Origin of the sequence: Micromonospora sp. NBC_00421 (assembly GCF_036017915.1) — a bacterium.
In the GTDB taxonomy this organism is placed as follows: domain Bacteria; phylum Actinomycetota; class Actinomycetes; order Mycobacteriales; family Micromonosporaceae; genus Micromonospora.
In genome coordinates this window covers 5,769,469-5,793,334 of record NZ_CP107929.1, presented here as the reverse complement: position 1 = coordinate 5,793,334, position 23,866 = coordinate 5,769,469, and the positions used below count along the sequence as shown (strand labels likewise).

Genomic DNA, 23,866 nt, shown 5'->3' with positions numbered 1-23,866 from the left:
CGTCCCCACCCTGGACGCTGAACATCCGTCCCCACCCCTGGACGCTGGAGGAAACATGATCGAGTCGCTGTTGGTCGCCAACCGGGGCGAGATCGCCCGCCGGATCATCCGTACCGCGAAGCGGCTCGGTGTCCGTGCGATCGCGGTGCACTCGGAGGCCGACGTCGACCTGCCGTTCGTGGTCGAGGCCGACGAGGCGGTGTGCGTGGGACCGGCGAACCCGGCCCAGAGCTACCGCGACGTCGAGGCGATCCTCGCCGCCGCCGAGGCCACCGGTGCGCAGGCCGTCCACCCCGGTTACGGCTTCCTGTCGGAGAACGCCGACTTCGCCCGTACCGTGCAGGCCCGTGGGTTGATCTGGGTCGGGCCCGGCGCGGACGCGATCACCGCGATGGGCGACAAGATCAACGCGCGGAACCTGATGGCGGCGGCCGGGGTGCCGGTCGCGCCCGGCACCACCGAGCCGGCCGCCGACCTGGCCGCGGCGGTCGCCGCCGCTGCGGAGATCGGCTACCCGGTGATGGTCAAGGCCGCCGCCGGTGGCGGCGGGATGGGCATGGCGGTGGCCGCCGACGAGGCCGCGCTGCGCACCGAGTACGACAGGGTCCGCGCGTTCGCCGAGCGGATGTTCGGCGATCCGTCGGTGCTGATCGAGCGCTACTTCCCCCGGGTACGCCACGTCGAGGTGCAGATCCTCGGCCTGGCCGACGGTCGGGTGGTGGCGCTCGGCGAGCGGGAGTGCTCGGTGCAGCGGCGCAACCAGAAGCTGGTCGAGGAGTCCCCCTCCCCGGCGGTCTCCCCGGAGCTGCGGGCGCGCTTCCTGGCCGCCGCCGTGCGGGCCGGCGAGGCGGTCGGCTACCGCAACGCGGGCACCGTCGAATGCCTGCTCGACCCCGCCACGCAGGAGTTCTTCTTCCTGGAGATGAACACCCGGCTCCAGGTGGAGCACCCGGTGACCGAGCTGGTCTACGGCGTCGACCTGGTCGAGGAGCAGCTACGGGTGGCCGCCGGCCTGCCGCCGACCTTCGACCCGGCGGCGCTGACCCCGCGCGGGCACGCGATCGAGCTGCGGATCAACGCGGAGGACCCGAAGCGGTTCCTGCCCGGCCCCGGGGTGATCAGCACCTGGGTGGAGCCGACCGGCGAAGGGGTACGTGTCGACTCCGGGTATGTCGCCGGCAACACCGTCACCCCGTTCTACGACAGCCTGCTGGCCAAGCTCGTGGTGACCGGCGTGGACCGGGCCGAGGCGTTGGCCCGGGCGCGGACGGCGGTGGCCGCCTTCGCCCTGGTCGGCCCGAAGAACAACCTGCCCTTCTTCGCCGAGCTGCTGACGAACGAGGAGTTCGTCTCGGGCGACTACGACACCGGCATCGTCGGTCGGATGCGCTGACCCGGACGGGCCTGACCGCGCTGGTCTGACCACGCGGGCGGCGTGGTCAGACCCGCCGGACCCCATCCGACGGGTACGGCAGGGGCACCGGTCGGTGCGTCGGGGTGCCGACGACGTCGATCCGGGGCGGCAGCGACACCGTGTCGATCCGGGGCGGGCGGTGCCGACCGGCCGGGGCGTCGTTGGTCGGGGCCGGGCCGGCCGGGAAGTGCCCGGGGTTGCGGTCCTTGCGGGCCAGCCCGTCCAGCAGGGTGGTCTCCCGTGGTCGCGGTACGTCCCCCGGGCGGCTGCCGCCGTCGAGCGGCCCGGAGCGCGGGCGTCCCGTCCGGGTCGCCTCGACGGTGGCGCGTAGCAGGTCGTTCCGGGCCTTCCACGCGGACAACGTGCGGCGGAGCGAGGCGTTCTCGGTGCGGAGCGAGGCGTTCTCCGTGCGGAGCTGGGCGATGATGCGGTGGGCGTCGTCCCCGGTGGGGTCCACCCCGTCGGGCGTGGCCCCCGGGTCGACGCCCCCGGGCCGGACCGGGTCGTCGGTGGCCGGTCGGCGCTTCGTCGGCGGTTCACCCCGGGCCGCCTCGTAGAGCCGTTCGAGCCGGCGCAGGGTCGCCGCCCGGTCCGTCTCGGCGACGGTGTGGTCGACCACCAGCACGACGGTCTGCCACGGCGGCCCCTTCGTCTCCGTGGTGAAATGCCGGGACAGCCGCTTGCGCCAGGTGGCCCAGGTGCGGCCGGACCGCCTGTCGCAGATCCGGGCGGCCAGCCGGCTCCAGGTGTCGACCGCGCCGATCTCCGGGGACAGCTCGACGAGGTCGCGGACGGTCAGCGCGTACTCGGACACCGCCTTCGAGCCGTACCGGGACTCGTAGTCGGCGGCCAACTGCTCGCGCGGGACGAGACAGTGCCGCTGATGCCGTCCCGTCGGCGGGGTCGGCGTGCTGGTGTCGGAGGTCATGCGCGGACCTTTCGCAGAGCTGCCGGATCGGGTGGTCGTTCGTACCCGTACCCAGCCATGATGACCGCCTCCATCAATGCCCGTGGTCGGTTTCTGGCCGGGTGGTTGTCCGGGTAGGACGTTGCGGTCGTGGTCCCGGTATCCGTTGCCCCGGAAGCGCCCGGCCACGCTCCACTTTGGCCGGGTGGCACCGCGTGCTGCCCGGCCAGAAGGGCGTGCTGGGCGGCCCGACCGGTCGTTGTGCCTGGCGTGCGGGGGCGGCCGTCGACGTGTGGGACGGCCGGCCGGGCACACACCCCGGCCGATGGGTTCCATCGGCGGGTACTGCGTCCTCAAGGGTGGAGACATGGGAAGCGGAAGATCGATCGGGGGCGCCCGCCCGCGCCTGGACCGTCGTCGGGTGGGCCGGCGCCTGCGGTCGACGGCGTTGTTCGCGGAGGGGGCGGCGGCGATGGCGCTGGTGCTGGGCCGCGAGGACGTCGTCGGCTGGGCGGGTGCCGTCGCGGCGGTGTTGCGCAGCGCCGCCGAGCTGGTGGAAGGCCCGGCGCAGCGTTGATCTCCCGGGTGGCGGGGGTCGGTCCCGGCCCCCGACACCCGGGGCAGCGTGGCGGCGGAGGCAGGCGTGGTGTTCCCTGGAGGGACCACCTGTCGTCCGGCGTCGCCCGGTCGTCGTTCCCACGAGGGGCGACGGCACGGGACGACGCTCCGGCGACCCCACGTCACAGCGAGGTGACCATGAGTCAGATGCCAGCGGCGGTGTCGATCCGCGAGGTCGGGCCGCGCGACGGCCTCCAGAACGAGGAGCCGATTCCCACCGAGGCCAAGGTGCGGCTGCTCGACGCCCTGTCCGGCACCGGCGTGCGCCGGATCGAGGCGGTGTCGTTCGTGCACCCGTTGGCCATCCCGCAGATGGCCGACGCCGACGAGGTGTGGCGGCGGGCCGGGAAGGCCGACGGGGTGCGTTACTCGGCGTTGGTGCCGAACACCAGGGGCGCGCAGCGGGCACTGGCCGCCGGTTTCACCGAGATCGAGGTGGTGGTCTCGGCCAGCGACACGCACAACCGGCGCAACGTCAACCGCTCCACCGCCGAGTCGCTCGACGACATCGCCGAGCTGGTCGACCTGCTGCACGGGGCGGGTGCCCGCGCCGAGGTGATCGTGGCGACCAGCTTCGGCTGCCCGTACGAGGGGGACGTCGACCCCGGGCGGGTCGCCGGGATCGTCGAGCGGGTGGTCCGCGACGGCGCCGACCGGGTCGCGTTCGGCGACACCACCGGCATGGGTACGCCCCGACGGGTCCGGGAGCTGGTCACCGCCGTGCGTGACCGTGCCCCGGACGTGCCGGTGCTGCTGCACTTCCACAACACCCGGGGCACCGCGTTGGCCAACCTGCTTACCGCGTTGGAGCTGGGGATCACCGAGTTCGACGCCAGCGTCGGCGGCCTGGGCGGCTGCCCGTACGCGCCGGGGGCGAGCGGGAACCTGGCCACCGAGGAGGCGGTGCACATGCTGCACGACATGGGCATCGACACCGGCATCGACCTGGACGCCCTGATCGCGGTCGCCGAGCTGGCCGAGGACCTGCTGGGCAAGCGGCTGCCCTCCGGGGTGCTGCGGGCCGGCCCGCGTACCCGGCTGACCGCCCGGCCCTGACGACCCGGTGGCGCCGGGGTGGCGGGGTCGGCCTGCGGGCGGCACCGCTGCCCGGGCGTCGGGACGGGCCGGCGCGCGACGGACGGCGGGAGGGGCCGGCGTGGTGCCGGCCCCTCCGTCGGATCGTGCGGTGGTTCAGCCCACGGTGAGCAGGGCCGGCCAGCTGTCCCGGAAGACCTGGCTGCCGGTGCCGCTGCTGCGCTCGGTGGCGCTCAGGGTGCCGGCGAACAGGCTGCTGACCCGGTTCGCCTCGGCGGTGCTCGGGTACGGGTTGGTGCAGCTGGTGCCGGCGCTGCCGCCGGACATCAGGATCGCGCAGTTGCCGTTGTAGTTGTCGGGCAGGCCGAGGATGTGCCCGATCTCGTGGGTGAGGATCCGCAACGGGCTGTACTGGGCGGCCTGCTGGGTGTCGATGTAGACCCGGCCGTTGCCGAGGCTGGTGCGCTGGGCGTACGAGCCGCCGCCGGTGATCTGGTAGATCCGCAGGTTGCTGCCGCAGTTCGCGGTCAGCGTCAGGTTGGTGGTGGCGTTGTTCCAGATCGAGGCGGACTGGCTGGCGATGCCCGCGTAGCTCGGCGCCTGGCTGGTGTTGTAGCAGATGGTCATCGCGGCGGAGGCGGGCGCAGGGTTGGCGACCGTGATGCCGAGGGTGGCGGTGGCCGTCGCCAGGGCGGCGACGGCGAACCGGCCGATGCGTGAGTTCATGACTCACTCCAATCCGGAGGGGGTGTCAGGAGCGTAGCCAGACTGATAGCCAACTATCAATATCTTGAACGGAAGTCGGTCGGGTGGTCGGGCGGGGTCCGGATGCGCTAGCCTAACGATCGTTCAGGCCGGTCGGCGCGGCGACGGCGTAGGCGCGGCACGGCGGTCGGCGCGTCCACGGGGCGCGGGGCGAGGGGGTCGGCGTGACGCTCGACGATGCGGCACTGGAACAGTTGCGCAAGCGCGCCCGCGCGGGCGGTGCGGACAAATACCACGCGGCGAACGCCGGCAAGGGCAAGCTCTTCGCCCGGGAACGGGTCGCGCTCCTGGTCGACGAGGGTTCGTTCGTCGAGGACGGGCTCTATGCCAACGCCCTGGCCGAGGGGCTGCCCGCCGACGGCGTGGTCACCGGCACCGCGACCATCGACGGTCGGCCGGTCTGCCTGATGGCCAACGACTCCACCGTGAAGGCCGGCAGCTGGGGTGCGCGCACCGTCGAGAAGATCATCCGGATCATCGAGCGGGCCTACTCGACGAGCGTGCCGATGGTCTACCTGGTCGACTCGGCCGGTGCCCGGATCACCGACCAGGTCGACCTGTTCCCCGGTCGACGCGGCGCCGGGAAGATCTTCTGGAACCAGGTCCGCGCCTCGGGGGCGATCCCGCAGGTCTGCGCGCTGTTCGGGCCGAGCGCCGCCGGTGGGGCGTACATCCCGGCGTTCTGCGACGTGGTGGCCATGGTCGACGGCAACGCCAGCATGTACCTCGGCTCCGACCGGATGGTCGAGATGGTCACCGGGGAGAAGACCACCCTGGAAGCGATGGGCGGGGCCCGGGTGCACTGCGCCGAGTCCGGCGTGGGCCACTTCCTGTGCAGGACCGAGGCCGACGCGCTCGACGTGGTGAAGACCTACCTGTCCTACCTGCCGTCGAACTGGCAGCAGCAGCCGCCCAGCGCGCCGGCCGTCGCCGCGCCGGAGAAGGCCGACCTGGCCGCGCTGGTGCCGGCCAGCGAGCGGCAGGCGTTCGACCTGCGCCGGTACGTCAAGGGCCTGCTCGACGAGGGTTCGTTCTTCGAGATCCAGGCGCTCTGGGCGAAGGAGCTGACCATCGGGTTCGGTCGGCTGGACGGCGAGGTCGTCGGCGTGGTCGGCAACAACTCGATGTTCAAGGGCGGGGTGCTCTTCGTCGACTCGGCCGACAAGGCGACCCGGTTCGTGCAGCTCTGCGACGCGTTCAACGTGCCGCTGCTGTTCCTGAGCGACGTGCCCGGGTTCATGGTCGGCAGCGCGGTGGAGAAGCAGGGCATCATCCGGCACGGGGCCAAGATGATCACCGCGATCTCCGAGGCGACCGTACCCAAGATCTGTGTGGTGGTGCGCAAGGCGTACGGCGCGGGCCTGTACGCGATGGCCGGTCCCGGCTTCGAGCCGGACGCGACGATCGCGCTGCCCACCGCGAAGATCGCGGTGATGGGGGCCGAGGCGGCGGTCAACGCCGTCTACGCCAACAAGATCGCGGCGATCGCCGACGAGACCGAGCGGGCCGCCTTCGTCGCCGCGAAGCGGGCCGAGTACGAGCAGGACATCGACATCGTCCGGCTCGCCAGCGAGCTGGTGATCGACGCGATCGTCGAACCGCACGAGCTGCGCGCCGAACTGGTCCGCCGGTTCGCCGCCGCCCGGAGCAAGGACCGGCACTTCTCCCGCCGCCGGCACGGCGTCACCCCGGTCTGACCGGCCGCCCCGATCCGCCACCGCCGCTGTCGACCGGCCCGGCCCGACGGGCCGTCACCGATCCGCCATCACCGTCGACCGGCCCGACCGGTCGTCCACCCGACCCGCCGCCCCCGGCGTCACGAGCGCCCGGGGGAGGCACCCGTACAGGAGGAACCGATGGACTTCCGGCTCAGCGAGGAGCAAGAGGCGCTGCGGGAGAGCGTGCGGGACTTCGCCCGCGAGGCGGTCGCCCCGGTGATCGCCGAGCACTACGAGCGGCGCACCTTCCCCTACGGGCTCGTCCGGCAGATGGGCAAGATGGGGCTGTTCGGCCTGCCCTTCCCCGAGGAGCACGGCGGGATGGGCGGCGACTACTTCGCCCTCTGCCTGGCCCTGGAGGAGCTGGCCCGGGTCGACTCCAGCGTGGCGATCACCCTGGAGGCGGCGGTCTCCCTCGGTGCGATGCCGATCTTCCGCTTCGGTACCGCCGCGCAGCAGGAGCGGTGGCTGCCCAGGCTGCTCAGCGGCGAGGCGCTGGCCGGGTTCGGGCTGACCGAGCCGGGCACCGGGTCGGACGCGGGTGGCACCCAGACCCGGGCGGTGCTGGACACCGCGACGGACGAGTGGGTGATCAACGGGTCGAAGGCGTTCATCACCAACTCGGGCACCGACATCACCGCCCTGGTCACCGTCACCGCGGTCACCGGCACCAACCCGGACGGCTCCAAGGAACTGTCCACCATCATCGTGCCGTCCGGGACGCCCGGTTTCACCGTCGCGCCGGCGTACTCGAAGGTGGGGTGGAACGCCTCGGACACCCACGAGTTGACCTTCGACGACTGCCGGGTGCCGGCGGAGAACCTGCTCGGCGCGCGGGGCCGGGGCTTCGCGCAGTTCCTGCGGATCCTCGACGAGGGGCGGATCGCGATCGCCGCCCTGGCGGTCGGCCTCGCCCAGGGCTGCGTCGACGAGTCGGTGAGGTACGCGAAGGAACGCCAGGCGTTCGGCCAGCCGATCGGCAACTACCAGGCCATCCAGTTCAAGATCGCGGACATGGAGCTGAAGGCGCACACCGCCCGGCTGGCCTACTACGACGCCGCCGCGCGGATGCTCGCCGGTGAGCCGTTCAAGCGGCAGGCCGCCATCGCCAAGCTGCACGCCAGCACGATCGCGGTGGACAACGCCCGGGAGGCGACCCAGATCCACGGCGGCTACGGCTTCATGAACGAGTACCCGGTGGCCCGGTTCTGGCGGGACGCCAAGATCCTGGAGATCGGTGAGGGCACCTCCGAGGTGCAGCGCATGATCATCGCCCGCGATCTGGGCATGTGACCGTACCGTCCGATCGGGTCGGGCGCAGCACGGCGACGGCGTTTTGTCGGGTATCCGCAGCCCTTCGTCGGTAGGCCGACGAAGGGCTGCTCGGCGTCGTATCCCGTCCGTACCCTTCCTGCCCATGACCCCGGATCATGATCACTTGGCCGACGCGGGTGGTCGTACCCCGATCGGGGAGTTGGTGCGGGCCCACCGCCTGGCCGCCGGTCTCACCCAGGCCGACCTGGCGCAGCGGGCCGGGGTCGGGGTGCGGACCGTCCGTGACCTGGAACGCGGCCGGTCGCAGCGGCCGCAGCGCACCACCGCCGAGCTGATCGCCGGGGCGCTCGGCCTGACCGGCGCGGCCCGGTCCGGCTTCCTCGCCAGCGCTCGCGGCCGGGCCAACGCCGACCCGGCGGTCCCGGCGGCCGTCGGGCTCCCGCACCGCCCGACCCTCGCCGGCACCACCCACCGCGACCCCGACCTCCCGGGTACGCCGATCGCGCTCCCCCCGGCGGTCGAGTTGATCGGTCGGGAACGGGAACTGGACGAGCTGGCCGGGCTGCTGACCGGCGACGGTTGGCCGCCGGTGCTGAGCCTGGTCGGTCTGGCCGGCGTGGGCAAGACCGCGCTGGCCCTGGCCGTGGCGCACGCGGTGGCCGACGCGCATCCCGGTGGGGTGGCCGGGGTGCTGATCGGCGTCGGATCCGACGTCAACGACGTGCTCGCCGCGGCCTGCGCGGTGCTCGGCGCGGCCCGGCTCCCCGAGTTGGCCGCCCGGCTCCGGGGCCGGCCGGCGTTGTTGCTCGTGGACGCGGTCGAGCGGGCGCCCGACCCGGTGGCCGAGGTGCTGCACCTGCTCGTCGCGGCGGTGCCGACCCTGCGGGTGGTGGTGACCGGGCGGCATCCGATCGGCATCCCCGGCGAGATCGTCCGCCCGGTGGCGCCGCTGGAGGTGCCCCCGGCCGACGTGGTCGACCCGGCCGGGTTGGCCCGTTGGCCGGCGGCGGCCCTGTTCACCGCCCGGCTCACCCGGGTCCGCCCGGAACCGCCCGGCCCGGACGAGCTACCCGCCCTCACCGCGCTGGTCCGGCGGCTCGACGGTCTGCCGCTGGCGATCGAGCTGATGGCGGCCCGGGGGCGCATCCTCGACCTGCCCGAACTGCTCGGCCGGTACGGCGACCGGGTGCTCGACCTGGCTGGCCCGGATCTCGGCGGGCGAGGTTGGGAGGCCGCGCCGCCGGGGCGTACCGCCGAGCCGACCCGGGCGGCGACGGTGACGCTGCGGGAGGCGGTGGCGACCAGCTACCGGTTGCTCGACGACGGGGAGCAGGCCGCGCTGCGTCGACTCTCGGTCTTCGCCAACCGGTGGTCGGTGGAACTGGCCGAGGAGTTGCTCGCCGACGAGGCCGACCGGGAGCCGGCGGTGGTGGTCGATCCGGTGCCCCTGCTGGACCGGTTGGTCGAGCTGGGACTTGTCAGTGTCCGGGGTGCCGGTCCGTTGCGGTTCCGCCTGCTCGACGCGGTCCGCGAGTACGCCATCGAGCAGGCCGCCGGCCGGGGCGAACTGACCGCAGCCCGACGCCGGCACGCGGTGGTGGTCACCCGGCTGGCGACCCGTACCGCTCCGGAGCTGGTCGGGGCGCGACGATCCGCCGCCGTACGTCGGCTCGACGAGGCGACCGGTGACATCGGCGCGGCGCTGGCACACGCCGCCCGCGACGACCCGGGCACCGCCCTGCGGCTGGCCGCCGCGCTGCCCCGGTGGTGGCGGATGCGGGGGCGGGACGTCAGTGGTCGGCAGTGGCTGCGCCGGCTGCTCGCCGACCCCCGTACCGCAGATGCTGATCCGGCGCTGCGCGCATGGGCGCTGCTCGGGGTGGCCCGGCTCGCCGCCGAACACGGTGCGGCGGCGCACGAACTGCCCGCCGCCCGCGCCGCGCTCGCGGTGCTGGCCGGGCAGGCCGACGTGACCGGGGAACTGGCGGCGCGGCTCGTCCTCGGCACCCTGCTGGTCGCCACCGGTGGATACGAGGAGGCGGCCGAGCAGGCGCAGGCGGTGCTGACCCTGGCCACCCGGCACGGCCGGACCCGCGACGTGGCAGTCGCCCAACACCAGCTGACCTGGCACGAGATCCGTCTCGGCGAGCTGCCGGCCGCCCGGCGTCGACTCGCCGCGGTGGACCGGCTGGCCGCCCAGTGCGGGGAGCCCCGGCTGCGCCTGCTGGCCCGCGCCGACCTGGCCGAGGTGGCCCGGCTGGAGGGCCGGTACGGCGACGCGGTGGAGCAGGGCCGGCGGGTGGTCTCCGCGCTGGCGGGGGTGGGTGATCCCGGGCAGCGGTGGCGGGTGCTCGGCACGGTGGGCCTGGCGCTGGCCCGGTCGGGCCGGGCGGATGAGGCCGCCGAGGTCCTGGCCGAGCTGCGCTGCGACGGCCGCCCGGGGGCATTCCCGTCCCGAGCGGAGGCGGGGCTGTTCGGGCCTCATCCGGCCGGAGGCGGGTCGGTCCGGGTGGAGGAGGGGGTGTGTGCGCTGATCGAGGGCACCGTGGCGCAGCATCGGGGGGACCGGGAGCTGGCGGCGGAGTGGTTCGCGGTGGCGGTGGCCGCCGGGGCGGTCGGCCAGGACCGGCGGGACGTGATCGAGGCCCTGGTCGGGCTGGCCGCGAACACCGGCTCGACCGAGGTGCGCGAGCGGTTGACGCAGGTGTGCCGGCAGGGCGGAATCCGGTTGCTGCCGATGGAGGAGCGCCTGTTGGGATAGGCGCGGGGGTGGCGCGAGCGAGCAAGCCCCCTGGTCAAACCCCTCGCTCAATCGCTCGCGCCGGCACCCCCCGGTGCTCCCCCGCGCGATGAAGGCTAGCCAGGGTGACCGTCCTTTTTGTGGGCATCGGCGGGTGTGCGTCCGGTGGGTCCGTTGGGTTCTGCCGCTTTTTCTGCCGGTGTGGGTGACGGGTTCCCGACGGCGGATCGGCGGGGTTCCGTACGGCGGACAGGCCGGGCTCCCGGCGGTGGTTCAGCAGTGGAGCGGCGGCTCGTCGGTCGGTGCCCGGTCGGTGCTGCCGGCGGTGGCTCCCGGGTGGACGGCGTCACGCACCTGACGCAGGCCGTCCAGCATCGCGGCGAGGGTCCCGGGTGCGAGTTGGCCGGTGAACCACTGCTCGATGATCCGCAGGTGGCCCGGTAGTGTCTCGTCCAACCGCCGCAGGCCGGCGGGCGTGACCACCGCGTACGAGCTGCGCCGGTCGGACGGGCAGGCCCGGCGGCGGAGCAACCCGTCGCGTTCCATCCGGTCCACCACCCGGGTGACGCCGCTCGTGGACAGGGAGGTCTGCGCGGCCAGGTCGGTCATCCGCAGTTGGTTGCCGGGTGATCGGCTGAGGCGCATCAGCACCTCGAACTCGACAGCCGAGAGTCCGTGTTCCTCGTACTGCGCGGCGAAGCGGGCGGTAAGCCCGGCGTGCGCCTCGACCAGCAGGCCGACGGCGGTGATCCGGGGGTCGTCGAACACGTTGTCGTCCACCTGGTCATCCTAACAGTGCTTGACATGGGGAATATTGCTGCGACTATAGTTGCTCAGGCAGTCGTTGGGCTCCTCACAATCTTCCCCGGAGGGCAGTTACATGACCAGCACCGAATCGGTTACCCGCGACTGGGACGGCCTCACCATTCCCGCCGCCGGCACCTACCTGCTGGATGCCGCGCACAAGCGGGTGGGCTTCGTCGCCCGCCACATGATGGTCAGCAAGGTGCGCGGTGAGTTCGCCGACGCGACGGCCACCGTCACCGTCGCCGAGGACCCGTTGCAGTCCGCGGTCACCGCCACCATCCAGGCCGCCAGCATCAACACCGCCCAGGCCGACCGGGACGGTCACCTGCGCAGCCCCGAGTTCCTCGACGTCGAGCAGTTCCCGACGCTGGAGTACCGCAGCACGGCGGTGAAGTCCCACGACGGCAACGAGTTCGTCCTGCTCGGTGACCTGACCATCAAGGGTGTCACCCGCCAGGTCGAGCTGGAGGTCGAGTTCGAGGGCGTCGGCCGTACCCCGTTCGGCACCGACGTGTTCGGCTTCACCGCCAGCACCGAGATCGACCGCGAGGACTTCGGCCTGACCTGGAACGTCGCCCTGGAGACCGGCGGCGTGCTGGTCGGCAAGAAGATCAAGATCGAGATCGAGGGCGAGGCCGTCCGCCAGGCCTGAGCCACCCGCCGTCGAGGCCCCCGCTCCCCGCGAGCGGGGGCCTCGACGCGTACGGGTGCGGATTGTCACTGTCCGACGACAGCGCCACCGGTGCGGGTGGGAGCGCCGCTGGGTAGAGAAGCGGTAAGCGCATACCCGGTGGGCACTGGCCCCGGCGCGTGGGCGCTCCTATGGTGGTTCACACTGCGCGCCGGGACGCTCACCGTCCCGCGCGTCTCACGCCTGGAGGAAACATGGGTAGGGACGTCGAGCAGGGCGCGTTCTCCCGGGAGGACCGGGTTCGCTACCGGCAGAAGGTACGGCGTTGTCTGGACGTCTTCGCGCTGATGCTCGACGACTTCGGCTTCGACGCCGACCGGCCGATGACCGGCCTGGAGATCGAACTCAACCTGATGGACCCGGACGCGGAACCGGCGATGCGCAACGACGAGATCCTCGCCGCGATCGCCGACCCGCTCTTCCAGACCGAGCTGGGGCAGTTCAATCTGGAGCTCAACGCGGCACCCCGGCTGATCGAGGGGGCCGGCTTCGCCGACTACGAGAGCGACCTGCACAGCAGCCTGACCCGGGCCGACGAACGGGCCGCCAAGTCGGACGCCCGGATCGTCATGGTCGGCATCCTGCCCACCCTCACCGAGCAGCACCTGGTGGCCGACAACCTCTCCACCAACGAGCGGTACAGGGTGCTCAACGACCAGATCGTCGGCGCCCGGGGCGAGGACATCGAGCTGGACATCCGGGGGGTGGAGGAACTCCGGACGCACACCGACTCGATCGTCCCCGAGGCCGCCTGCACCAGTCTCCAGTTCCACCTCCAGGTGGCGCCGGACAGCTTCGCCGACTACTGGAACGCCTCCCAGGCCATCGCCGGTGTCCAGGTCGCCGTGGGTGCGAACTCACCGTTCCTCTACGGCCGGCAGCTCTGGGCGGAGACCCGGATCGCCCTGTTCCAGCAGGCCACCGACACCCGCCCGGACGAGCTGAAGGCCCAGGGGGTGCGCCCCCGCGTCTGGTTCGGGGAACGCTGGATCACCTCGATCTTCGACCTGTTCGAGGAGAACGTCAGGTACTTCCCGCCACTGCTGCCGATCTGCGCCGACGAGGACCCGGTCGAGGTGCTGCACGCCGGCGGCGTCCCGCAACTCTCCGAGCTGCGGCTGCACAACGGCACCGTCTACCGCTGGAACCGCCCGGTCTACGACATCATGGACGGCCGCCCGCACCTGCGGGTGGAGAACCGGGTGCTGCCGGCAGGCCCGACCGTGGTCGACATGCTTGCCAACGCCGCCTTCTACTTCGGGTTGGCGCGCGGGCTGGCCGAGTCGGACCGGCCGATCTGGAGCCAACTCACCTTCAGCTCTGCCGAGGAGAACTTCCACGCGGCTGCCCGACGGGGCATGGACGCGGTGCTGCACTGGCCCCGGCTCGGTCAGGTGCCGGTCACCAGGCTGGTCCTCGACACCCTGCTGCCGAAGGCGGCCACCGGGCTGGACCGGTTCGGCGTCGCCCCCGCCGAACGGGACCGGCTGCTCGGCATCATCGAACAGCGCTGCCGTACCGGCCGCAACGGCGCGGTCTGGCAGACCGAGACGGTGTGGACCGCCGAGCGGCACCGCAACCTCGACCGGGACGCGGCCCTGCACCACATGGCCAACCGGTACGCCGAACTCCAGCGCAGCAACGAGCCGGTGCACACCTGGCCGGTCGACTGATCCACCCCGCCCCGCCCCGGACGCCGCGCCGGGCGAACGCTGTCGACCCGTCGGCTGGTGGAGACCGTTCATCGCCCAGGGCGTATGCCGGACCGGCATATTCATGCCGCAGTGTCATACCCGCTGTGCGGGAGGTGTGTCCCGACGCGGGGAAGGTCTGTCCCCCCGACGAGTCCGCAAGGGGTGCGCGGGCCGGCGAGGATCAGCGCATCCGGCGAGGTCAGGGGGTGCGGCGTCCGGCGCGGGGCCTGGGCACGGCGGGCGGATCCGTCGGCATCCCACCCGAGGCGTCGGTCCGGGTGGCCGGGAGATCCGCCGGGGCGGCCGGGAAGTCGGCACGGGCATCCCGACCGGACGGCGGGACCGGGTCGGACGGGACCGGGTCGGTGGCGGCCGGCGGGACCGGGTCGGTGGCGGCCGGCCGGTCGTCCAACTCGCCGGTGCGGGGGTGGGGCACCGGCGGCGTCGACCGCGCGGTGGCGCGTCGCTCGGCCCGCTGGGCGAGCGACGCGACGAGCACCGACCCCGCCGCCCCGACGATCACCGCGTACGGCGCGACGAGGTGGGCCGAGACCTGGGCCGGGGAGATCGTGGCCAGTCGGGGCACGGCGAGGAAGTAGGCGACCGCGACGAGCAGCGGTCCGGCCGCGCCGGAGACCACCGCGCCGAGTCGCAGCTCCGCCGTCCGGGCGGCCCGCCGGGCGGCCAGCGCGCCGATCAGCAGCGCCGAGCCGAGGGCGAGCAGCGCGCCCGGCCAGTAGAGGTGGTCCCGCAACCAGAACCGGGGGCTGTCCTGGGCGATCTGCCAGATGCCGAGTTGGGCGCTGGTCAGCCCCCGACCGGCGAGCACCCCGTCGACGACGGAGACCACGGCCAGCAGCCAGAGCCAGCCGACGGTGACGATCACGTTCGTCGCGGCGGCCCGGGATTGCAGCGTCCAGACCGCCACCACCAGCCCGACCAGCACGCCGACCCCGGCGTAACCGGCCGCGACGGTCTGCGGTGAGAAGGTGTCCGGTACGGAGGCGGCCCGGGACGGCACCGCGACCAGCAGCACCGTGATCAACGCACCGACCGCGCCCGCCACCGCGAGGGTCACCCGGTGCAGGGTGCCGTCGGCGACGTCCTCGCCCCCGCGTTCGTGCAGCCGTTGGGCGCAGACCGCCCCGGCGACGGTGGACACGGCGGCGATCCAGGTCGCCCAGGCGAGACTGGCGAACCAGGACGGCTCGGTGGCCCCGGCGTCGACCGGAGCCCAGTTGATGATGCCCAGGCCGTAGCCGAAGCCCAGTTGTGCGGCGCCCACCCCGGCGGCCACGCCGACCGCGGTGAGCACCGATCCTCCCCAGCCCCGTCCCGCCATGCCGGGGACTGTAGCGTCCCATGGTCGGGGCGGCGAGTCGGACGACCACCGGAGCACGCCCGGTGACCGGTGGGCAGCGGCCGGTACCGTCTCGGGGACGAGGCGGGAGCACGATGGACGACGACTACACCGAACAGGACCGCGCGGAGCGCGACCGGCCGGGCCGGGGCCGACTTGTGCTCGGCGGCACCCTGGCGACGGTCCTGCTGGCCGCCGTCGGTGGCACCGTCGGGTGGGTACTGGCCGACCCCGGTGCCCCGCAGACCGGTACCACCCCGGCGGCGGCGCCCACCGGATCGGCCAGCCCGCGCGACGTGCCGACCACCGCCCGGCCGGCGCCCGCGCGGACCACCACGCCACCCCCGCCCGCCACCACGGGCGGCGGCCTGCCCGTGCCCCGGCTGGTCGGCCTCGACTTCGAGAAGGCGCGGGACGAGCTGCACGACCGGAAGCTCGGCTGGCGGCTGGTATTCGGCACCGGCTCCGGCCGGTCGGTGACCCGTACCGTGCCCGCCCAGGACACCTCGGTCCGGCCGGGCACCACCGTGCGGGTCGAGGTCAGCGGCCCGGCCCCCGAGGTCGACGTGCCGGACCTGGTCGGCGAGGACTGCGACGACGCGGCCGAGGAACTGGGTGACCTGGGGCTGTTCCCCCGCTACCCCACCGGCAACCGTGGTGAGGTCACCACCCAGGTGCCTGCCGCCGACACGACCGCGCACTGGAACGACCAGGTCTCCATCTCCTGCGGTGGCCCGGCGACGTCGGCTCCCGAGGTGACGCCGACGGGGTGACGGGCGGGTCGTCGCTCCGGTACCGGTGGACGAGGACCCCGACAGTTACCTTTGGGGGGCCGAGGCCACGACCACCTGGCCGGCGCAGGGCCCGACGTGGTGGGTCGAGGCCCCGACGCCGGTCGGCTGGCGAGAGGACGTGCGATGAGCGACGACCGCCAGGAGCCACCCGCCGACGACGCGACCCGCCCGTTGCCGCCGGACCGGCCCGGTAGCGGGGGGCGACCCGCCGCTGGCCCACCGCCACCCTCCGACGTCACCGCCCGGCAGGAGTCGGTGGACGCGACCCGACCGTTGCCCCCGACCGCCGGGACGACCCCGGCCGAAACGGTCGGTTCGCCGGTGTGGTCCGGCCGGGCCGGGGTGCCACCGCCACGCTCGGACGACGCCGGGGAGCAGGCCGAGTGGTACGGCGACGAGCAGCGCGGCCGCCGCTGGTGGACGCCCATCCTGCTGGGCGTGCTCGCGCTGCTGCTGCTCGGGCTGGTCGGGGTGGGAATCTGGCTGGCCCTGCGGGCGGCGGATTCCCCGTCGGACGGGACACCGACCCCGCCGCCGACCGCCGTGCCGACGACGGGTGCCGCCCCGACGACCGCCGCCCCGACCACCGCCGCCCCGACCACCGTGCCCCCGACGACTCCGCCGACCGCCGCCCCGACGACCGGCCCCGCCGGCATTCCGGTACCGCCACTGGTCGGGCTCTCCCAGGAGACCGCCGAGACCCTGCTCGGTCGGCTCGGGTTGTCCTCCCGCGTGCAGACGCGGGAGTCGGACCGGCCGCCCGGCACCGTGCTGGCCACCGATCCGGACCGGGGTGAACTGGTCTCGCCGGGTGACGAGGTGACCCTGGTGGTGGCCGCCGAGGCGTCGGCGTCGCCGACCGGGGCCGGCACCTCCACGCCAGCGGTCAGCCCCACCGGCTGACGGATGCCGACGGCCAGCGGTGACGGATTCCGTCACCGCCTCGTCGGGGTCCGACCCTGACCTGCTCCGTCGTCGCCACGCGCCGGCCGGTCCCCGGACGGCGCACCGAGGCTCACCACATCCGGCGTCTGGTGCCGACCAGGCCCAGACCGGCCAGGGAGATGGCCAGGCCGAGCAGACCGGAGTAGAAGAGGGACCGGGCGACGGCCCGCGGGTCGCCTGCCGGGTGCCGGGGGCCGGCGAACGCGGACGCACCACCACCGACGCCCGCCTGCCCGGTGTTCGGGTCGCCGGCGGTGCCATGACTGTCGGTCGTCGCCTCCCGGCCCGACCGCCCGGTGTCCGGGTAGCCGGCTGCGCCGTGGTCCTCGGGCGTCGCGTCCCGGTCCGGGCCGGGGAGTGCCCGGTCCAGCTGCGTACCGTCGGGGTCGTCGGTCGGGGCGGCACCCCGTTCGACCACGGTGATCTCGGGAGCCGGCACCGGCTCGGCGAGCCGGGTGGCCGACTCGGCCGGGTAGCGCGCCACCACCACCAGGGTGACGACCGCGCCGATCAGGGCCAGCAACCCGAAGGCGTAGCTGACCCGGGACCTGTGGTGCCGCCGCGCGGCGGGCAGATTGACCATGGCCATCCCAGGTTCAGGGGCCGGTACGCGCGGGGTGGAGACTTTCGCCGGGGTGGGCGTACCGATTCTATGGCGGCGGCACGCCCCTCGGCCGGGTTATCGGGGAGTCAGCCCACCGCGATCCGAGCGCGGTTGACCGGCCGTCGCGATCGTGCCGTGTGCTGACGTGGCACGGCCGCGGCCCGGAGCTGGATCAGCCCGTCCTGCTGGACGAAGATCGACCTGCGGCTGACCGCGTCTCCCGACGCGTTCATCTGGTAGCCGTCGAGCCAGAGCCAGCCGTCGTACGTCGGCCAGTCGAGCACCCGGATCACCCGGAAGGTGATCGGTCGGAGGAACTGCACACTCGCGGCACGGGTGACGTGCAGAACATCACCGGAGCGGGGAAGCACATGGGCTCCTGGGAGGGAATGGCCGGCGTGGCGGGCCGACCGGTACGGAAACTGAGGACGAGGTCCGGGGCCGGCGACGGGGTCGTGCCTCGCGGGGCCGGTGCTCGGTGTGGCGATGGTCGGGCCGTATCCGCTGGTGGTGGACCGTCACCCGACCATCACCCGCTGCTCACGGGTGCTATCGCTCCCACCGCCGCAGCCACCGGGCGTGCAGCGGCGGGGTCATCGACCCGAGGCAGGTTTCGATGACGCAACTGGGCCGGGGCACCTGCCCACCCGGCCGATGCCGGGGCGACGATCACACCGGGAGATCGACCGGAAACGGTGAGTGACTCGAACCATGCGGACAGCCTGCATCAGCGTCGTGCGGGATGCAAGTTGCACGTCGAATTTGCCGATACGGGAACCCCGACACATGAATCGGGCGCTTGATCACGCTGTCCCCCGGGCTGCACACTGGACGCCGGTTCCGCCCGACGCGGCCGGTCGACGACCGGGCTCCACCCCTGCCGCGAACGATCGCCCGCCGCTCGTCGGTCGCGCCCCCCGGCGGGTGTGGACGCAGGCGCGATCGACCGGAGGTAACGGGTGAGCGCGAGGCGCCAGCTTTCCCCGTCAGCGACACCCGGGGTGACCCGATGAGCGAGCGGCGGAGCCCCACCATCCGACGTCGCCGACTCGGGGCCGAGCTGCGCCGGTTGCGCGACGGTGCCGGCATCACCATCGAGACGGTCGCCGAGCAGTTGGAGTGCTCCGCCTCCAAGGTCTCCCGGATCGAGACCGGTCACACCTCGGCGACCCCGCGTGACGTCCGGGACATGCTCCGCATCTACGGGGTGGTGGGCACGGAGAGCGAAGAGTTGGTGCAGATCGCCCGCGAGGCGCGGCAGAAGGGGTGGTGGCACCCCCACCGCTCGGTGCTCGTGGGGGCGTACGTCGGTCTGGAGGCGGCGGCCGGCTCCATCCGCACGTACGAGCAGCAGGTCGTCCCCGGTCTGCTGGTGACCGAGGAGTACGCCACCGCGATGATCCAGGCGGCCCGTCCGGACCTGACCGCCGACCAGGTGCAACGGCGGGTGCGTGTCCGACTGGGCCGTCAGTCGTTGTTGACCCAGGACGATCCGGTCGATCTGTGGGTGGTGCTCGACGAGGCGGTGTTGAGAAGGCCGGTGGGCGGCGACGCGGTGATGCGTGGTCAGCTCCGGCGGCTGGTGAAGGTGGCCGAACTGCCGAACGTGACGTTGCAGGTCCTGCCCTTCGAGGTGGGAGCGCACGCCGGCATGGACGGGCCCTTCACGATTCTCGGTTTCCCCGACTCGGTGGATCCGGATGTCGTGTACGCGGAGAACGCCACGGGTGGGCTCTTCCTCGAGAAGAGCGACGAACTACAGAAGTACAAAGCCATCTTCGATCAAATTCAAGCAACGGCCAGGCGACCGGAGGAGTCCATCGCACACATCGCAGAACTGGCAGAGGAGCCGTTGTGGAAATGGCGACCAAGAGGTTCCCCGAGGACCTGACGCAGGCAACCTGGTTCAAGAGCTCGAAAAGCGGGCCGAACTGTGACAACTGCGTCGAGGTGGCTTACGTGATCGGGGCGGTCGGGGTACGGGACTCGAAGGACAAGACAGGTCCCGCCCTCGTTTTCGCCCCCGGGGAATGGAACGCCTTCGTCGCCGATGCTCGAAACGGCACGTTCGGCCAACACTGACCAACGCAGCGTGGCGTTGACCGCGGGCCGGTCGGGGACACTCCCCGGCCGGCCCGTCGCCACTTCCGTCCCGCCTCGTTGAACCCCTCGGTACGGCGCTGGTCGACGACCCGCCGCGCGCAGCGGCAACCGAGCGAGGCAGGCGATACGCAGATGACGACGATCGGTTCAGACAACCTCACCAACGGTCCGGGCAAGACCGAACGCTTCGGCGGCAAGTACCGCGGCGCGCGACGCGACACCGTGCTCACCGAGGTCGGTGCCACCGACACCGAACTGGGCCGCGACGGTGTCCCCGCACCCGAGCAGGCCGGGTCGCCGCTGTCGCTGCCCTCGCTCGACCCGAACCCGCTCACCGAGCCGTCGTTCCCGCCTGCCGGCTGGCCGGCAGAGCCGCCCGAGTCGCTTGTCGACCATCCGCTGCTGCGTGGCCTGCTGCTGGAGTTGCCGCCGAAGGGGAGCGTCCCGCCGCCCGGGTGGCTGGACAGGTGGTTCGAGGCGACCCGGGCGATCCTGGAACTGCTATACGTGCAGGGAGCCGGCCGCGGCCGGTGAGGCGGGCAGCCCGGCCAGGGCAGGGGCGGCGGTCGGCAGCGTCCGCTCGGCGAGCCGGTTGTGCCGCAGGCCGTGGCGTACCCCGATGGCGAGGACGGCCAGCCCACCGGCGGTGAGCGCGACCCCGGCGACCCCGTTGTCGACGCCCAGGTCCAGCCCGGCGGCCCGGAGCAGGCCCGGCACGGTGGCCAGCGCGGTCACCTGCAGCGGCAGGCCGACCAGCGGATGCCCGGCGGCGGCCCGTAGACCGTACGGCGCGGGGGTCTCCGGTGCGGCGGCGAACGCGCCCGCGCCGGCCCGCAACCGGCGGACCCGGCGCACCGTGCTGGTGGCCACCACGAGCGCCGGGACGGCCACCAGCGGAAGTTGGCCGGCGGCCCGGTCGACCGGGGTGTCCCCGGCGCTGGTCAGGCCGGCAGCCAGCACCGTCATGGTCAGGCCGAGGCCGGCGAGGGAGAGAACGAGCAACCATCCGGTACGCCGGCGCAGGGCCCGGGCCCGGTCGAGCCGGGGGAGCCCGTCCGCCACGACACCGGCAGCGAGCCAGACGGCGGCGATCGACAGCAGCACGATGAGATGCCCATCCATGGACACAGCCTTGCCCAGAACGGCGTTCGGCGAATCCGGGACGGCCCCTGATCCACCCCGAAGCGTCCCGTAGGGGGGCGGTCGGTCCATCGCCCGGCACGCCAGCCGGCCGGTCGTCACCGGCCCGCTGTCACACCGACCCGCTGTCACCGGCCGGTCGTCCGCAGGACGTCTCAGACCGCGAAGGTGGCCGGTCGTTCGGTGGCCGGTGCCGGGGGCCGGGCCTTCCACAGGCCGGTCTTCTGGCCGGCGAGGCGGGCCAGGTAGGCCGGGTTGAGGATGACGTACCGCCGCCAGAGCCGCTTCGGCTCCAGGCCGAGTCGCCAGAACCACTCCAACCCGGCCCGTTGCATCCACGGCGGCGGCTGCCGGAGCAGGCCGGCGTGGTAGTCGAAGGCCGCGCCGACGGCCATCAGCGGCATGTCCAGCAGGGGCCGCATGGCGTACGTGAAGACCTCCTGGCGGGGGCAGCCCAGCCCGACCAGGACGAGCCGGGCACCGCTGGCCCGGATCCGGTCGGCGATCTCGACGTCCTCGCCGGGCTGGACCGCACGGAACTTCGACGGCTCCACCCCGGCGATCTTCAGGGCGGGGAACATCCGCTCCAGCGCCGGGATCAGCTTCGCCAGGGTCTCCTCGGTCGAGCCGTACAGGTAGACCGGTAGGCCCTCCTCGGCGAACCGGCGCAGCACGTGCAGGGTCAGCGTCGGGCCGTACACCCGGTCCGACAGGCCGGCGTGGTGCAGCAGGTTGAGCGCCCAGCGCACCGGTTGCCCGTCCGGGGTGACCACGTCGAAGGAGTTGAGCCGGGCGTTGTGCGCCGGGTCGAGCACGCCGGTCATCACCCCGTGCACGGCCAGCGCGGTCAGCGCCAGCGGTCGGCGGTCCCGGGCTGCCGCGACGACCTGCTCGGTCGCCGAGGCGTAGTCGGTGGCGTCGACAAGGACGCCGAGGACGTTCCGCTTGCCCTGTGCGGTCATGCTCCCGGCACCCACTTGTCGACGTTGGCCTGGTGGATCTCCCGCATGATCATCGGTACGTCGTAGACCTGTTTCCAGTCCGGGTAGTCGGCCTGGAACGCCTCGTTCGAGCCGATCCACCACTTGTGGTCGCCGATCCGGTTCGCCTCGACGTACTCGGTGATCATCTGCTGGCCGGTGATCTGCTCGGCCAGCGCGAACGCCTCCCGGTTGGAGGTGTTGGAGTGCCGGCCGCCACCCAGGTTGTAGACCGCCGCCGAGCGCGGGGCGCGGAAGAACGCCTCGAACGCCGACACCACGTCCGAGCTGTGGATGGCGTCCCGGACCTGCTTGCCCTGGTAGCCGAAGATCTTGTAGGTGCGGCGCTCCATGTTGGCCCGCATCACGTACCCGAGGAAGCCGTGCAGCTCGGTCGCCGAGTGCGCCGGGCCGGTCAGCGTGCCGCCCCGGAAGCAGGCCGTCCGCATGTCGAAGTAGCGGCCGTACTCCTGCACCATCACGTCGGCGGCGACCTTGGAGGCGCCGAAGACCGAGTGCAGGCAGGCGTCGATCGACATGTCCTCGCGGATGCCCTGCTCGTACGGGTGCCCCGGCGCGATCTCCCACCGGGTCTCCTGCTCCACCAGCGGCAGGCTGTTGGGGCGGTCGCCGTAGACCTTGTTGGTCGAGCAGTGGATCAGCGGCGCCTCGATGCAGTGCTCCCGCACGTTCTGCAGGATGTTGAGGGTGCCGACCGCGTTGACGTCGAAGTCGGTGAACGGGTCCCGCACCGCCCAGTCGTGCGACGGCTGGGCGGCGGTGTGGATCACCACCGCGATGTCCCGGCCGTACCGGGCGAAGAGCTTCCCGAGGGTGTCCCGGTCCCGGATGTCGATGCTGTGGTGCGCGTACGCCGACCCCAGCTCGTCGGTCAGCCGCCGGACGTTCCACGCGGTAGAGGCCTCGGCGCCGAAGAACTCCTGCCGCATGTCGTTGTCGATGCCGACCACGTCCAGGCCGAGCCCAGCGAAGTGCCGGACCGCCTCGGAACCGATCAGACCGCCCGACCCGGTCACCAACGCGACGCTCACACGACACTCCTGGTCAAGTTGGGAGCTGGAAAAAACCACCGGAGCATAGCCTGACGTCCGGTACGCCCCGATACGAAGCGAGGGCCCCGCATTCTGCGGAGCCCTCGGCGATCTGGTGGGGATGGGGGGAGTTGAACCCCCACGTCCTTTCGGACACACGGACCTGAACCGTGCGCGTCTGCCATTCCGCCACATCCCCGTGGCACGACCCTCGAACGCGGTGGTGCGCGTCGGTCCCGCCGTCTCCGGCGGGACCCGAACATCCTACCGGGTCCTGCGGTCTCGCCTCGACCGGTTACCGTTCTTGCGAGCGGTCACCCTTCGTGGCGGACGAAAGAGTAGCACGGTCGCCGGGCCCGCTCCGAACGGGCCGCCGCGCGGTGGCCGAGCGGCGCGCGAGCTGCATGCGCGCCGTCCAGATACCATCATGTCCTCGGGACCCGAGGAGGAGCCGGTGAGCGTGCTGCAACGCTTCGAGAAGCGTCTGGAAGGCCTGGTCGAAGGGGCCTTCGCCAAGGTCTTCAAAGGGGTGGTCCACCCCGTGGAGATCCTCAACGCCATGCAGCGGGAGGCCGAGGCGCACAAGGCCATCCTCGCTGGTGGCCGCACCCTGGTGCCGAACCGTTACGTGATCGATCTCTCCCCGTACGACCACAGTCGGTTGGCGCCGTACGCCGCCGCGCTGGCCCAGGAACTGGCCCAGTCGCAGGCGGAGTTCATCGGCGAGCAGGCGTGGACTGTCTACGGCGACGTGATCGTCGAGGTCGAGCGCGGCGAGGGGCTGGACACCGGGATGTTCCGGGTCACCGCCGAGGTCTACACCGGCGGTGAGGTCGCCCCGGTGTCCTCGCCGGGCGGCTACGACCCCGGACCGCCCGGCTACCCGTCCTACGACCAGGGTGGCGGCTACGGTCCCCCGCCGGGGCACGGTGGTGGCACCCGCAACGTCCGGCTGGTCTCCGGTGACGGTCGGACCTACCCGTTGCAGATGGGCTCGACCGTGATCGGCCGGGGCGACCAGGCCAACCTGCGCCTGCCGGACGTCGGGATCTCCCGGCGACACGCCCGGCTGGACTTCGACGGCGGCCAGGTCGTGCTGACCGACCTCGGTTCCACCAACGGCACCATGGTCAACGGCCAGCGGGTCTCGGCCGTCGCCCTCAACCCGGGCGACATGATCCAGCTCGGGACCACGACGCTGACCTTCCGCGTGGACGGCTGACC

Annotated in this window: 23 protein-coding genes and 1 tRNA gene; 14 read left to right on the top strand and 10 right to left on the bottom strand. The window is 72.8% G+C overall.

Features of this window, described 5'->3' with window-relative positions; genetic code table 11:
- Positions 1-55 precede the first annotated feature (55 nt).
- On the top strand, positions 56-1,393 hold the full coding sequence (locus OHQ87_RS24750) for an acetyl-CoA carboxylase biotin carboxylase subunit (RefSeq protein ID WP_328341633.1): 1,338 nt from the start codon (positions 56-58) through the stop codon (positions 1,391-1,393).
- Between the two features lie 46 nt (positions 1,394-1,439).
- On the opposite strand, the gene OHQ87_RS24745 is transcribed toward OHQ87_RS24750, so the two are convergent.
- Positions 1,440-2,342, bottom strand: a complete 903-nt coding sequence (locus tag OHQ87_RS24745; protein WP_328341631.1) for a hypothetical protein — start codon at positions 2,340-2,342, stop codon at positions 1,440-1,442.
- Positions 2,343-2,742: 400 nt separating this feature from the next.
- On the opposite strand from OHQ87_RS24745, the gene OHQ87_RS24740 reads away from it, so the two are divergent.
- Both OHQ87_RS24740 and OHQ87_RS24735 read left to right on the top strand, forming a co-directional pair.
- Positions 2,743-2,898, top strand: coding sequence for a hypothetical protein (locus OHQ87_RS24740; protein ID WP_328341629.1), 156 nt, complete (start codon positions 2,743-2,745; stop codon positions 2,896-2,898).
- Between the two features lie 179 nt (positions 2,899-3,077).
- On the top strand, positions 3,078-3,995 hold the full coding sequence (locus tag OHQ87_RS24735) for a hydroxymethylglutaryl-CoA lyase (RefSeq protein ID WP_442930594.1): 918 nt from the start codon (positions 3,078-3,080) through the stop codon (positions 3,993-3,995).
- A gap of 135 nt (positions 3,996-4,130) precedes the next feature.
- Here the strand turns inward: OHQ87_RS24735 and OHQ87_RS24730 are convergent, their stop codons facing one another.
- The gene (locus OHQ87_RS24730) at positions 4,131-4,700 is read right to left on the bottom strand and encodes a snapalysin family zinc-dependent metalloprotease (RefSeq protein ID WP_328341627.1); all 570 of its coding nucleotides are present in this window, start codon (positions 4,698-4,700) and stop codon (positions 4,131-4,133) included.
- A gap of 203 nt (positions 4,701-4,903) precedes the next feature.
- Here OHQ87_RS24730 and OHQ87_RS24725 point away from each other — a divergent pair, with 203 nt between their 5' ends.
- The 3 genes from OHQ87_RS24725 to OHQ87_RS24715 all read left to right on the top strand — a co-directional run bounded on the left by OHQ87_RS24725 (position 4,904) and on the right by OHQ87_RS24715 (position 10,493).
- Positions 4,904-6,436 carry an acyl-CoA carboxylase subunit beta gene (locus OHQ87_RS24725; protein WP_328341625.1) on the top strand — a complete coding sequence of 511 codons (1,533 nt, stop codon included), beginning with the start codon at positions 4,904-4,906 and terminating at the stop codon, positions 6,434-6,436.
- Between the two features lie 159 nt (positions 6,437-6,595).
- A complete protein-coding gene (locus OHQ87_RS24720) occupies positions 6,596-7,750 on the top strand; it encodes an acyl-CoA dehydrogenase family protein (RefSeq protein WP_328341623.1) in 1,155 nt (384 codons plus the stop codon).
- 124 nt (positions 7,751-7,874) lie between these two features.
- The gene (locus OHQ87_RS24715) at positions 7,875-10,493 is read left to right on the top strand and encodes an ATP-binding protein (RefSeq protein ID WP_328341621.1); all 2,619 of its coding nucleotides are present in this window, start codon (positions 7,875-7,877) and stop codon (positions 10,491-10,493) included.
- A 252-nt stretch (positions 10,494-10,745) separates the two neighbouring features.
- On the opposite strand, the gene OHQ87_RS24710 is transcribed toward OHQ87_RS24715, so the two are convergent.
- Positions 10,746-11,252, bottom strand: a complete 507-nt coding sequence (locus OHQ87_RS24710; RefSeq protein WP_328341619.1) for a MarR family winged helix-turn-helix transcriptional regulator — start codon at positions 11,250-11,252, stop codon at positions 10,746-10,748.
- A 100-nt stretch (positions 11,253-11,352) separates the two neighbouring features.
- Here OHQ87_RS24710 and OHQ87_RS24705 point away from each other — a divergent pair, with 100 nt between their 5' ends.
- Complete coding sequence (locus OHQ87_RS24705) at positions 11,353-11,931, top strand: YceI family protein (RefSeq protein WP_328341617.1); 579 nt, start codon at positions 11,353-11,355, stop codon at positions 11,929-11,931.
- Positions 11,932-12,164: 233 nt separating this feature from the next.
- Positions 12,165-13,643 (top strand): glutamate--cysteine ligase, encoded by a 1,479-nt coding sequence (locus OHQ87_RS24700; RefSeq protein WP_328341615.1) that lies wholly within the window; start codon positions 12,165-12,167, stop codon positions 13,641-13,643.
- A gap of 220 nt (positions 13,644-13,863) precedes the next feature.
- Here OHQ87_RS24700 and OHQ87_RS24695 read toward each other — a convergent pair whose 3' ends face one another.
- On the bottom strand, positions 13,864-15,006 hold the full coding sequence (locus OHQ87_RS24695) for a hypothetical protein (RefSeq protein WP_328341613.1): 1,143 nt from the start codon (positions 15,004-15,006) through the stop codon (positions 13,864-13,866).
- A gap of 113 nt (positions 15,007-15,119) precedes the next feature.
- Here OHQ87_RS24695 and OHQ87_RS24690 point away from each other — a divergent pair, with 113 nt between their 5' ends.
- Together OHQ87_RS24690 and OHQ87_RS24685 are read left to right on the top strand one after the other, a co-directional pair.
- Positions 15,120-15,797, top strand: coding sequence for a PASTA domain-containing protein (locus tag OHQ87_RS24690; RefSeq protein WP_328341611.1), 678 nt, complete (start codon positions 15,120-15,122; stop codon positions 15,795-15,797).
- Positions 15,798-15,941: 144 nt separating this feature from the next.
- Entirely contained in the window at positions 15,942-16,721 is a 780-nt protein-coding gene (locus OHQ87_RS24685; protein WP_328341609.1) for a PASTA domain-containing protein, read from the top strand.
- Positions 16,722-16,833: 112 nt separating this feature from the next.
- On the opposite strand, the gene OHQ87_RS24680 is transcribed toward OHQ87_RS24685, so the two are convergent.
- Together OHQ87_RS24680 and OHQ87_RS24675 are read right to left on the bottom strand one after the other, a co-directional pair.
- A complete protein-coding gene (locus OHQ87_RS24680; protein ID WP_328341607.1) occupies positions 16,834-17,352 on the bottom strand; it encodes a hypothetical protein in 519 nt (172 codons plus the stop codon).
- Between the two features lie 101 nt (positions 17,353-17,453).
- On the bottom strand, positions 17,454-17,738 hold the full coding sequence (locus OHQ87_RS24675) for a hypothetical protein (protein ID WP_328341605.1): 285 nt from the start codon (positions 17,736-17,738) through the stop codon (positions 17,454-17,456).
- A gap of 638 nt (positions 17,739-18,376) precedes the next feature.
- Between OHQ87_RS24675 and OHQ87_RS24670 the strand changes: the two genes are divergently transcribed.
- From OHQ87_RS24670 to OHQ87_RS24660, 3 genes are all read left to right on the top strand, one after another.
- Entirely contained in the window at positions 18,377-19,258 is an 882-nt protein-coding gene (locus OHQ87_RS24670) for a helix-turn-helix domain-containing protein (protein ID WP_328341603.1), read from the top strand.
- Positions 19,228-19,449 (top strand): DUF397 domain-containing protein, encoded by a 222-nt coding sequence (locus OHQ87_RS24665; protein WP_328341601.1) that lies wholly within the window; start codon positions 19,228-19,230, stop codon positions 19,447-19,449. Before OHQ87_RS24670 ends, OHQ87_RS24665 begins: the two co-directional genes overlap by 31 nt.
- A gap of 153 nt (positions 19,450-19,602) precedes the next feature.
- Positions 19,603-20,004: a hypothetical protein gene (locus OHQ87_RS24660; protein ID WP_328341599.1), complete on the top strand. Its 402-nt coding sequence runs from the start codon at positions 19,603-19,605 to the stop codon at positions 20,002-20,004.
- Here OHQ87_RS24660 and OHQ87_RS24655 read toward each other — a convergent pair.
- The 4 genes from OHQ87_RS24655 to OHQ87_RS24640 form a co-directional block, all read right to left on the bottom strand.
- The gene (locus OHQ87_RS24655) at positions 19,972-20,592 is read right to left on the bottom strand and encodes a hypothetical protein (protein WP_328341597.1); all 621 of its coding nucleotides are present in this window, start codon (positions 20,590-20,592) and stop codon (positions 19,972-19,974) included. The genes OHQ87_RS24660 and OHQ87_RS24655 overlap by 33 nt on opposite strands.
- A 173-nt stretch (positions 20,593-20,765) precedes the next feature.
- Positions 20,766-21,572 carry a WecB/TagA/CpsF family glycosyltransferase gene (locus OHQ87_RS24650; RefSeq protein WP_328341595.1) on the bottom strand — a complete coding sequence of 269 codons (807 nt, stop codon included), beginning with the start codon at positions 21,570-21,572 and terminating at the stop codon, positions 20,766-20,768.
- Entirely contained in the window at positions 21,569-22,642 is a 1,074-nt protein-coding gene (locus OHQ87_RS24645) for an NAD-dependent epimerase/dehydratase family protein (protein WP_328341593.1), read from the bottom strand. Before OHQ87_RS24645 ends, OHQ87_RS24650 begins: the two co-directional genes overlap by 4 nt.
- A 113-nt stretch (positions 22,643-22,755) precedes the next feature.
- A tRNA-Leu gene (locus OHQ87_RS24640) sits at positions 22,756-22,841 on the bottom strand.
- A gap of 228 nt (positions 22,842-23,069) precedes the next feature.
- On the opposite strand from OHQ87_RS24640, the gene OHQ87_RS24635 reads away from it, so the two are divergent.
- The gene (locus OHQ87_RS24635; RefSeq protein ID WP_328341591.1) at positions 23,070-23,864 is read left to right on the top strand and encodes a DUF3662 and FHA domain-containing protein; all 795 of its coding nucleotides are present in this window, start codon (positions 23,070-23,072) and stop codon (positions 23,862-23,864) included.
- The last annotated feature ends 2 nt before the right edge of the window (positions 23,865-23,866 follow it).

Coding starts and splice junctions, on each gene's coding strand:
- OHQ87_RS24750 (WP_328341633.1), top strand. CDS start 56: ATGATCGAGTCGCTGTTGGTCGCCAACCGGGGCGAGATCGCCCGCCGG.
- OHQ87_RS24745 (WP_328341631.1), bottom strand. CDS start 2,342: ATGACCTCCGACACCAGCACGCCGACCCCGCCGACGGGACGGCATCAG.
- OHQ87_RS24735 (WP_442930594.1), top strand. CDS start 3,078: ATGAGTCAGATGCCAGCGGCGGTGTCGATCCGCGAGGTCGGGCCGCGC.
- OHQ87_RS24730 (WP_328341627.1), bottom strand. CDS start 4,700: ATGAACTCACGCATCGGCCGGTTCGCCGTCGCCGCCCTGGCGACGGCC.
- OHQ87_RS24720 (WP_328341623.1), top strand. CDS start 6,596: ATGGACTTCCGGCTCAGCGAGGAGCAAGAGGCGCTGCGGGAGAGCGTG.
- OHQ87_RS24715 (WP_328341621.1), top strand. CDS start 7,875: ATGACCCCGGATCATGATCACTTGGCCGACGCGGGTGGTCGTACCCCG.
- OHQ87_RS24705 (WP_328341617.1), top strand. CDS start 11,353: ATGACCAGCACCGAATCGGTTACCCGCGACTGGGACGGCCTCACCATT.
- OHQ87_RS24700 (WP_328341615.1), top strand. CDS start 12,165: ATGGGTAGGGACGTCGAGCAGGGCGCGTTCTCCCGGGAGGACCGGGTT.
- OHQ87_RS24695 (WP_328341613.1), bottom strand. CDS start 15,006: ATGGCGGGACGGGGCTGGGGAGGATCGGTGCTCACCGCGGTCGGCGTG.
- OHQ87_RS24690 (WP_328341611.1), top strand. CDS start 15,120: ATGGACGACGACTACACCGAACAGGACCGCGCGGAGCGCGACCGGCCG.
- OHQ87_RS24685 (WP_328341609.1), top strand. CDS start 15,942: ATGAGCGACGACCGCCAGGAGCCACCCGCCGACGACGCGACCCGCCCG.
- OHQ87_RS24680 (WP_328341607.1), bottom strand. CDS start 17,352: ATGGCCATGGTCAATCTGCCCGCCGCGCGGCGGCACCACAGGTCCCGG.
- OHQ87_RS24670 (WP_328341603.1), top strand. CDS start 18,377: ATGAGCGAGCGGCGGAGCCCCACCATCCGACGTCGCCGACTCGGGGCC.
- OHQ87_RS24665 (WP_328341601.1), top strand. CDS start 19,228: ATGGCGACCAAGAGGTTCCCCGAGGACCTGACGCAGGCAACCTGGTTC.
- OHQ87_RS24660 (WP_328341599.1), top strand. CDS start 19,603: ATGACGACGATCGGTTCAGACAACCTCACCAACGGTCCGGGCAAGACC.
- OHQ87_RS24655 (WP_328341597.1), bottom strand. CDS start 20,592: ATGGATGGGCATCTCATCGTGCTGCTGTCGATCGCCGCCGTCTGGCTC.
- OHQ87_RS24650 (WP_328341595.1), bottom strand. CDS start 21,572: ATGACCGCACAGGGCAAGCGGAACGTCCTCGGCGTCCTTGTCGACGCC.
- OHQ87_RS24635 (WP_328341591.1), top strand. CDS start 23,070: ATGTCCTCGGGACCCGAGGAGGAGCCGGTGAGCGTGCTGCAACGCTTC.